Annotated in this window: 8 protein-coding genes; 3 read left to right on the top strand and 5 right to left on the bottom strand. The window is 68.0% G+C overall.

Going from position 1 to position 8,776, the window contains the following annotated elements:
• The first annotated feature begins 180 nt into the window (after nucleotides 1–180).
• Entirely contained in the window at nucleotides 181–657 is a 477-nt protein-coding gene (locus AC3WON_RS30595; RefSeq protein ID WP_011614798.1) for a MarR family winged helix-turn-helix transcriptional regulator, read from the top strand.
• Between the two features lie 59 nt (nucleotides 658–716).
• Here AC3WON_RS30595 and AC3WON_RS30590 read toward each other — a convergent pair whose 3' ends face one another.
• On the bottom strand, nucleotides 717–2,987 hold the full coding sequence (locus AC3WON_RS30590) for a xanthine dehydrogenase family protein molybdopterin-binding subunit (protein ID WP_492353431.1): 2,271 nt from the start codon (nucleotides 2,985–2,987) through the stop codon (nucleotides 717–719).
• Nucleotides 2,988–3,070: 83 nt separating this feature from the next.
• On the opposite strand from AC3WON_RS30590, the gene AC3WON_RS30585 reads away from it, so the two are divergent.
• Nucleotides 3,071–3,826, top strand: a complete 756-nt coding sequence (locus AC3WON_RS30585; RefSeq protein ID WP_492353430.1) for a TetR/AcrR family transcriptional regulator — start codon at nucleotides 3,071–3,073, stop codon at nucleotides 3,824–3,826.
• A gap of 27 nt (nucleotides 3,827–3,853) precedes the next feature.
• Here AC3WON_RS30585 and AC3WON_RS30580 read toward each other — a convergent pair whose 3' ends face one another.
• The 4 genes from AC3WON_RS30580 to AC3WON_RS30565 are packed head-to-tail and all read right to left on the bottom strand — an operon-like array spanning nucleotide 3,854 to nucleotide 7,169.
• Nucleotides 3,854–4,489 (bottom strand): N-carbamoylsarcosine amidohydrolase, encoded by a 636-nt coding sequence (locus tag AC3WON_RS30580; protein ID WP_492353429.1) that lies wholly within the window; start codon nucleotides 4,487–4,489, stop codon nucleotides 3,854–3,856.
• Nucleotides 4,482–5,561 carry a 2,5-dihydroxypyridine 5,6-dioxygenase NicX family protein gene (locus AC3WON_RS30575; protein ID WP_492353428.1) on the bottom strand — a complete coding sequence of 360 codons (1,080 nt, stop codon included), beginning with the start codon at nucleotides 5,559–5,561 and terminating at the stop codon, nucleotides 4,482–4,484. Before AC3WON_RS30575 ends, AC3WON_RS30580 begins: the two co-directional genes overlap by 8 nt.
• A 13-nt stretch (nucleotides 5,562–5,574) precedes the next feature.
• Nucleotides 5,575–6,405 carry an alpha/beta fold hydrolase gene (locus AC3WON_RS30570; RefSeq protein ID WP_492353427.1) on the bottom strand — a complete coding sequence of 277 codons (831 nt, stop codon included), beginning with the start codon at nucleotides 6,403–6,405 and terminating at the stop codon, nucleotides 5,575–5,577.
• Between the two features lie 11 nt (nucleotides 6,406–6,416).
• Nucleotides 6,417–7,169 carry a maleate cis-trans isomerase family protein gene (locus AC3WON_RS30565; RefSeq protein WP_010812897.1) on the bottom strand — a complete coding sequence of 251 codons (753 nt, stop codon included), beginning with the start codon at nucleotides 7,167–7,169 and terminating at the stop codon, nucleotides 6,417–6,419.
• A gap of 348 nt (nucleotides 7,170–7,517) precedes the next feature.
• On the opposite strand from AC3WON_RS30565, the gene AC3WON_RS30560 reads away from it, so the two are divergent.
• The gene (locus AC3WON_RS30560; RefSeq protein ID WP_492353426.1) at nucleotides 7,518–8,678 is read left to right on the top strand and encodes an FAD-dependent monooxygenase; all 1,161 of its coding nucleotides are present in this window, start codon (nucleotides 7,518–7,520) and stop codon (nucleotides 8,676–8,678) included.
• Nucleotides 8,679–8,776 lie beyond the last annotated feature (98 nt).

Genomic DNA, 8,776 nt, shown 5'->3' with positions numbered 1-8,776 from the left:
CGGGGAATACAGGGGGAAAGCGGGCGGGCACGTGGGCCCCGCGAAACGACCCGACGATTGTATTCGAAAAGACGCAATGGCATCGGGCGTCACCCCGGCGGCCCCGGCCACCTTCCCGGCCACCTTTCCTGCCCCCTTCCTCGGTATACTCTGGGTCACCTTACCCACTGCACCAGGTTCGTGCCCCAGCCCTCCGACCCGCCTTCCGGCAAGACCGCCGCAGACTACGACTTCACCGAACAGGTGGGCCACCTGCTGCGGCGCGCCTACCAGCGCCATGTGGCGATCTTCCAGCAGACCATCCCGGATTCGCAGCTGACCGCGGCGCAGTTCGTGGTGCTGTGCGCGGTCAGGGACCGCCAGCCGTGTTCGATGAACGAGGTGGTGCGCGCCACCGCCATCGACCAGGCCACGGTGCGGGGCATCATCGACCGGCTGAAGTCGCGTGAGCTGATTGCGGTGTCGCACGATCCCAATGACCGGCGCAAGGTGGTGGTGACGGTCACGCCCGACGGGCTGGCACTGATCGACGAGACCGTGCCGTTTGCGAAGGAGATCTCGGAGCAGACCTTCGGCAGCCTGAATCCGGCCGAGCGTGTGGCGGTGACTTACCTGCTGCGCAAGATGAGTGAGATCGACGAGGGGAACGGCGTCTAGGGTCCACGGACGCCGAGGGTTTTCTCCCCTCTCCCGCTTGCGGGAGAGGGAGCAAACAGTCAGCTTTTCAGCGCCGCCAGCACCGTCTCAGGGACGAACGGCGGCCGTCGCAGCCGCACCCCCAGCGCATCGAACAAGGCATTGGCAAGCGCCGGCGCGCCCGGCAGCGAGGCCGATTCGCCCGCGCCCAGCGGCGGCTCCGACTGGCGCGGCATCAGCACCACTTCAATCGGCGGGATTTCCGGGAAGGTCAGCAGCGGATAGCTGCCCCATTCGCGGCTGGCGACCCCATCCGCATCGAAGCGCACCTGCTCCTTCAGCACCCGGCTGATGGTCTGCACCACGTTGCCGTGGATCTGGTGGCGCACGCCGTCGGGATTGACCATCATGCCGGTATCCTGCCCGACCACCACCTTCTCGATGGTGATGCGGCCGCTGCCGGCATCCACCGCCAGGTCCACCACCCAGGCCGACCAGGCTGCGCCGAAGCCCGGGAAACGGCTGTGGATATAGCGGGCATAGGCCACGCCCCGGCCGCGCAGCCGGCCATCGGCATCCGCGATGCCCCGCGACCCGGCCACGCCCCGCTGCCAGCCAGCCGCTTCAGCCACGGCACGCAGCAAGGCCGCGGCACGTTCATCCCGCAGGTGCCGCAACCGGAAATCCACGGGATCGGCACCCGCCTCTGCCGCCAGCTCATCGATCACGCACTCATGCGCAAACGCATTGGGCAGCGCCGACACGCCACGCAGCCAGGACGCGCGCACGATCGCGGGGGTGTCGTCGCAACCGATGCGGCGCGCGCCATACGCGTATGGCGGCACGGCGGTGCGATCGCCCATCTCAAGCGTGCGCGGCGCGTTGGGCACGGCACCGGTCAGCACCAGCGCCAGCGTGGGCGCATCGTTGGACGGATAGCGGCTGGTGAAGTCATAGCCAAGCAGCGCGCCGTCCGGCCCCAGCGTAGCGCTGACGTCCATCAATTGGGCCGCGCCCTTGGGCTCCCACAGGTGTTCCTGTTCGCGCGATAGCTGCACGCGCACGGGCCGCCCGACCGCGCGCGCCAGCAGTGCCGCGTCGGCGCAGACATCGTCGGCGCAGTTGCGCCCGTAGCAGCCGGCGGCCTCCAAGCGCACGACCTCGATGCGGTCTTCGCCGAGCCCGCACAGCCTGGCCAGGTCGATGCGCAGCACATGCGGGTTCTGCGTGCCGGACCACACCGTCAGGCCATCGTCATGCCAGTCGGCCACCGCGCATGACGGGCCGATCGAGCCATGCATCTGGTACGGCCAGACGAAGCGCCGCTGCAAGACCTTGCCGGCGCCGCTTGCCGGCGGCTCGCCGTCGGACAGCAACTCGCGCCGCGTGGCGGGGTTGGCGCGCAGCGCGGGCTCCGGATCGTCCAGCGCGGGCAGCGGCGGCACCGGCTTCCAGCGCACGCGCAGCCGGCGCGCGGCCTGCACCGCGTATTCCTCGCGCTCGGCCACCACGCCGACAAAATCGCCCCGCACCACCACATCGACCAGGCCGGGTATATCGCGCACGGAGTCGCGGTCGACTTCCAGCAGGCTGTTGCCGACAAAGTCGCCGCTGTCGCGCCCCGCATATGGGGGCCGCACCACGCGGCCATGCAGCATGCCGGGCACGCGCACGTCGTGGACAAAAGTCAGCGCGCCGCGCACCTTGCCGGGAATATCGACGCGGCCCGCGGCGCGGCCGACGATGCGGTAGGACTCGACCGGCTTGGTCGGTATGTCTTCGGCCAGCGGCAGTTCCAGGTGCTCGCCGGCAAGCAGCGCGCCATAGCCGATGCTGGCCTGCGTGCCGGGATCGCGGAACATGCCGTCCTCTGCCTCCAGCCTGCCGGCCTCTACGCCGAGGTGCTGCGCGGCACGCGCCTGCAGCCACGCACGGGCCTGTGCCGCGGCGCGGCGCAACGGCAGCGCCGAGATCTGGATCGATGCGCTGGCGATAGTGGGACCCTGGTTGGGGGTGGCTTCGGTATGGCCAAGCACCATGCGTACGCGTTCGAGCGGCACGTCGAGTTCTTCGGCCACGATCTGCGCCAGCGCCGTGCGGATGCCGGTGCCCAGGTCGACGTGGCCGTTGAAGGCCAGCACCTCGCCGCTGTCGCGCACGGCAATGAAGATGTCCGGCAGCGCCGGCACGTAGTCCGAAGCCGCGCCGGGCTGGCCCGGCGCGGGCCGCGGCGCCGCCTGCGGGGCGCGCGTCACCAGCAGCACGCCGGTGGCCTGCAGCAGCGCCAGCCGCAGCGTGCGGGGCGTGTCGGCGTCGGCCTGTGCCGCGGGTTGCAGGTTGGTTGCCGTCATCGTTCTGCCATCTCCTTCACCGGCTGCGCCCCGGGGCGCCCGTTATACTGCAAGCCAACAGTGGAATAGCCCAAGCATCGACCATGACGATCACGACCGCGCCCAAGCCAACCGCAAAGCGGGCGCCAGCCGGCACGCGGGCCAGGCAAGCGCAGGACAGCCGCGACCGCATCCTGAAGGCTGCGATCAAGGTCTTCGCCCAGCGCGGCTACGACGGGGGCCGCATCGAACGCATCTCGTCGCTGGCCAAGACCTACGACCGGATGATCTATTACTACTTCGGCAGCAAGGAAAAGCTGTTTGTTGAAGTGCTGGAGACCATCTACCTGCAGCTCAATGAAGCCGAGCAGCAGCTGGAACATGAGCTCGACGCTGCCGACCCCGTGCGCGCGCTGTCGCAGCTGATCGACTTCGTCTGGCAGTACTACCTCGACCATCCGGAGTTCGTCGCCATCCTGATCAGCGAGAACATGAGCCAGGGCAAGCACGCGAAGAAGTCGGTGCGGCTGCGCGAGATCTCCAGCTACGCGCTGTCGGTGCTCGACGGCATCCTCGCGCGCGGCAAGGCCGCGGGGCTGTTCCGGCCCGATGCGGGCGCGCGCGATGTCTATATGGTGATCGCTTCGCTTGGCTACTTCTACAACTCCAACCATCATACGCTCAGCGCCTTCCTGGGCGAACCCATGATGAGCCCGCCCGCGCTGGCGCACTGGCGCGATGTGATCCAGCAGACGGTGCTGCGCGCGGTGGCCGTGCCCGGCGCGGTGCCGGATGTGGATGTGGCGCCGCCGGCCGCGCCGCGCAAACCGGCCCGCGGCCGGCGCGCGGCGGCAGGCTGACGCCAGGCCTGGCCGCATCGCCACGCCTCAGGCGGCGGCGCGCACGCCGGCAACCTGCGCCAGCGCCTCGTCGCGCGTCAGCACGGTGGCGTATTTCTGCGCCATGTCGAACAGGTTGGCGTCATGCGGACCCAGCGCGCGGTCGCCTACGCAATCCGACACCACCAGCGGGCGGAAGCCCAGCGACATCGCGTCAACCACGCTGGCGCGCACGCAGCCGCTGGTGACGCACCCCGCCACCAGCAGCGTCTGCACGCCGCGCTGCGTCAGCCACGCCGCCAGCGAGGTACCGAAGAACGCCGACGGCACGGTCTTGCGCACCACCAGCTCTCCCGGCGCGGGGGCCAGCTCCGGCACGATCTTGCTGTTGTGGCCATCCTCCTTCAGCGTCAGCATGCCCGGCACCTTCAGCGTGAAGATATTGTGGTCGCTGTCGTCGTCGGCAAACACGATGCGGCTATGCGCCACCGGCCAACCCTGCTCGCGCGCGCTGCGCAGCAGCGGCTGGGTATTGCGGATCGCCTCGGGGATATTGCCGCCGCCGAACACCGCCGGATCGGCGAAGCCGTTGACGAAGTCGATGATCAGCAGGCCGTATGGGGCCTTCAGTTCCATCGACGCGCCGAAGCCCTGACGCTGGTAAGTCTGCACGGCGTCATCCATGGCGCGCGTCCTTGTAGAGAGAAGCGACCGGCGCGTGGTGGCCGTCCATCACCTTGCCGCGCACCACCACCGGCTCGCCGTCCAGGCTGACGGTGCAGTGGCGCACCGGGATATCGATATGGCAGGCGGTGGTGCGGCTGCCACCGGCTTCGTTGTTGGGACCGAACGAGCACAGGAAGTTGCCCTCGTAGGCACGCGCATCCATGCCGATGGTGGCCTCGCGGTCGTACATCGCCAGCGCCGACCAGCTGGCGCGCGGCTGCAGCCCCCAGCCGATATGCGACATGGCATAGGCCTCGGGGTCGTTGAACGAGGCCATGTAGTCGGCCAGCAGCTCGGCGTCCACGCCGCCTTCGATGCTGCGCACGTAGCCGGCTTCGACCGTGATGCGGATCGGCGCCTGGAGATAGGACTTCATCGGCAGCAGGATGGCGCCGCGGTCCAGCACGATGGTGCCGTTGGTGCCGCCCTCGTCCGGCCAGGTCAGCACGAAGCCGCTCGGCCAGTGGTCCCAGCGGCCGGGCTCGTCGACAAAGCCGTACTCGCTGATCGCCGGGAATTCGCCCAGGCGGCAGCGCAGGTCCATGCCGGCGTCGGACACGATATGCATCTCGCGCGCCTTGCCCAGCCGCGCTGTCGCCGCTTTGACGCGGGCGCGATCGGCCTCGGTCGGCACCAGCCGCGCCAGCACTTCGGGCGGCTCCACCGCGAGCAGGATCCTGGTACCTTGCGCCAGGATCTCGTGCTGCTCGGGCGAGAACAGCAGCGTCATCAGGTCCAGCACCAGGTCGCTCGCCTTGAGCGCAGCGATGGCGGCGGGATTGCCGGTGAGCGGCGTGGTACCGAGGTAGGCCAGCGCGTCGCGGCTGAGCGCCTTTTCGCCGTTGACCGGCGGCAGGTCGAGCCGGTTGACGATGGCGCCCATCGATGCCGCCGCCACCATCGCGGTGCGCAGCGTCTGCGGATGCGTGGCGGCGCCGGTCAGCACGGTGACGGTCTGTCCCGGCTCAAGCTTCGACAGCGTCAGCACCTGCTTCCACGCCGCGGTCAGGTCGTAATCGCTTACGGGCATGTTCGCTCCTTGATCAGTTCAGCGCCGCACCCAGGAAATCGCCGAAGGCGCGGTAGAAGCCGCCCTCGTCGTCCCACGGGATCATGTGGCCGGCGTTGGCGACATGCGCAAGCAGCAGCGCGGGCAGCAGCTTGCGCATCTCCTGCACGTCTTCCTCGCGGATCACGTCGCCGCGGCCGGCGGTCATCAGCAGGGCCGGCACGGCGACGTGCGGCAGGTCGGCGTGGATATCGTCCTCATGGAAGCCATTGAAGCTGGCCAGGATCGCGCGCTCGTCGCAGGTATGCAGCCATTGCGCGCGCAGGCGCAGCTGGTCCTCGGTCCAGGTCGGGCAGAAGCGGCGCATGCCTTCCACGTCGATGCCCTGCTGCGCCAGCCGGATCGAATCGATGTACCACGGCAGTTGCGACGGATACGGGCGGCGGCCCGGGCCCGACACCGGCGGATCGACCAGCACCAGGCGCGTCAGGCCTGCCGGCTTGCTGCGCGCGGCGCGGATGCCGATGCGCGCGCCCATCGAATGGCCGACGATGGCGTAGCGCTGCAAGCCAAGCGCTTTGGCAAACGCGATCACATCGGCAGCCTGCGCATCGAGGCAGTAGTCCAGCTCAGCGCCGGCCTGCGACAGGCCGCGGCCGCGCACGTCGAGCACATAGGTATCGAACTGCCGCCCGAACTGCTCGCCGACAAAGCCCCAGGTCACCGCCGGGCTGGTGATGCCCGGCACGATGATGACGGCATCGCGCTGCGCGCGCGCGCCGCCCTGCCCGCCATAGCGCAGGTAGTGCTGGCGGATGCCGTTGGCGTTCACGTTGGCGCCGTAGAGAAAGGTGCTGTCTGCCATGGCCGCCCCCTTCAGTACGCGCCCGACAGCAGCGCGCCGGCGCCCGGCACCACCGGCTCCAGCCCCAGCCGCTTCAGCAGCGCATAGGTGGTGGCGACGGCGGCGGTGACCACAGGCTTGCCGGTCATTGCCTCGACCTTGGCCACGGCCGGCAGCGACGGCATCTGCACGCACGCCGACAGCACGATGACATCGGCGTCGGCCGTATTCATCTGCGCGACGATCTCCGGCAGCCGCGCCGGGTCATGGCGGCCCACCTCAAGGTTGTCGGGGATTTCCAGCGCGCGGTAGTCGACCACCTCATAGCCTTCATTACGGATGTAGTCGACCACCAGCTCGGTCAGCGGCTTCATATAGGGTGCCACCACGGCGATGCGCTTCGCGCCCATCACCTTGAGCGCATCCACCAGCGCGCCGGCGCTGGTGATCACCGGCGCGTCGCCGCCGTTCTCGGCGGTATGCGCCTGCAGGCGCTGCTCGGACACGCGGTGGTAGCCGTGGCCCATGGCCATGATGGCCACCAGGCAGGCGTAGCCGAGCACGTCGACGCGGGCGTCGCTCAGTTCCACCGCGCAGCGGTCGGATTCGGCGTCCATGGCCGCCAGCTCTTCCTTGACCACCTTCTTCATCCGCATCCGGCTTGAGTGAAAGGTGAAGCGTTCCGGGCGCACCAGCTGGCGCGCGGCCAGCATCGCCGGGATCTCGGTTTCCATGGTGGTGTTGGAGCTCGGCACGATCTGGCCGATTCGGAAAACTTTCTGCACTGTCGACTCCGTCATCTGTTTGTCTGTCTACCCTGCCTGCTTCGCCCTGGCGGCCCTGCATGCCGCGATTGATTGTAGTGTACACACTTTATCTAGGCAAACAGAATCTGCGTCGCCGCGAATTCACTCGTTCAGTGCATACTTAACTAACCAGTCCCTGTTTTTGCGCGCAAATTCACCGATATAGCGCGATGTGTGAGCGTCTTCACGTTTCAGTAAGGGTTTTCCATAGGTTAATCAATTTCTTCTTTTACTTTGATATTTTGAGTGTGTACACTCGTTTTCAACGGTCGGCCGAGTGGCCGCCCCAGCCCCCATCGACCTTGTGTCATTGCCAGGAGAAAGAACGTGCAAGGCAAACCGCGAATCGCAGTTGTCGGCGCCGGACTCGGAGGGACGGCCGCGGCCGCCCTGCTGCAGCGAGCCGGCTTCCAAGTCAGGCTGTATGAACAGGCACCGGCGTTCTCGCGCCTGGGCGCGGGCATCCATGTGGGGCCCAACGTGATGAAGATCATGCGGCGCATCGGCATCGAGGACGCACTCAACGACATGGGCTGCCACCCCGACTACTGGTACAGCCGCGACGGCCTGAGCGGCGCGGTGATCGCGCAGATCCCGCTGGGCGACTACGCGGAGCGCCACTACGGCGCCAGCTACCTGACCGTGCACCGCGGCGACTTCCACAAGCTGCTGACCGACGCCGTGGCGCCCGACACGCTGTTCTTCAACAAGAAGCTGGACAGCGTCACCGACCAGGGCGACGTGGTGCAGTTGCGCTTCACCGACGGCACGGCCGAAGAGGCCGACATCGTGATCGGCGCGGACGGCGTCAACTCGCGCATCCGCGAGACGCTGCTGGGCGCCGAGCCGCCCAAGTACACCGGCTACGTGGCGCATCGCGCGGTGTTCCCGATCTCGCGCGTCAAGGGCTTCACGCATGAGCGCTGCACCAAGTGGTGGACCGACGACCGCCACATGATGGTCTACTTCGATACCAGCAAGCTCGACGAGATCTACTACGTCACCGGCGTGCCCGAGCCCGACTGGGACATGAGCAAGAGCTGGGTGCCGAGCAGCATCGAGGAAATGCGCGCCGCATTCGACGGCTGGCACGAGGGTGTGCAGTCGCTGATCGAAGGCACCGTCGAAGTGACCAAGTGGCCGCTGCTGGAGCGCGACCCGCTGCCGTTGTGGAGCCGGGGCCGCCTGGTGCTGCTCGGCGATGCCTGCCACCCGATGAAGCCGCACATGGCACAAGGCGCCGCGATGGCGATCGAGGATGCCGCGATGCTTACGCGCTGCTTCACCGAGACCGGCGTGGACGACTTCGCCTCGGCATTCGCGCTGTATGAAGCGAACCGCAACGAGCGCGCAAGCAAGGTCCAGCTGGTCTCGCACAACAACACCTGGCTGCGCAGCAACGAGAACCCCGACTGGTGTTTCGGCTACGATGTCTTCAACGTGCCGCTGGTGTCGGCCGGGACCGGGACGCTGTCCGCAGCGGCCTGACGCCTGACCAACCCTGCCCGCCGCAGCCCCTCATCGAAGGGGCGCGGCGCAGCGATGCGTGATGTTCAAACCGCCCCCAAGCCCCCGATGAACACGCC

The organism is Cupriavidus sp. FW305-46 (genome assembly GCF_058787075.1).
This window is presented reverse-complemented; position numbering and strand designations above follow the sequence as displayed.

What these genes read in the sequence shown, in the direction of transcription:
- AC3WON_RS30590 (WP_492353431.1), bottom strand. Translation starts at nt 2,987, where the DNA reads ATGACGGCAACCAACCTGCAACCCGCGGCACAGGCCGACGCCGACACG.
- AC3WON_RS30585 (WP_492353430.1), top strand. Translation starts at nt 3,071, where the DNA reads ATGACGATCACGACCGCGCCCAAGCCAACCGCAAAGCGGGCGCCAGCC.
- AC3WON_RS30580 (WP_492353429.1), bottom strand. Translation starts at nt 4,489, where the DNA reads ATGGATGACGCCGTGCAGACTTACCAGCGTCAGGGCTTCGGCGCGTCG.
- AC3WON_RS30575 (WP_492353428.1), bottom strand. Translation starts at nt 5,561, where the DNA reads ATGCCCGTAAGCGATTACGACCTGACCGCGGCGTGGAAGCAGGTGCTG.
- AC3WON_RS30570 (WP_492353427.1), bottom strand. Translation starts at nt 6,405, where the DNA reads ATGGCAGACAGCACCTTTCTCTACGGCGCCAACGTGAACGCCAACGGC.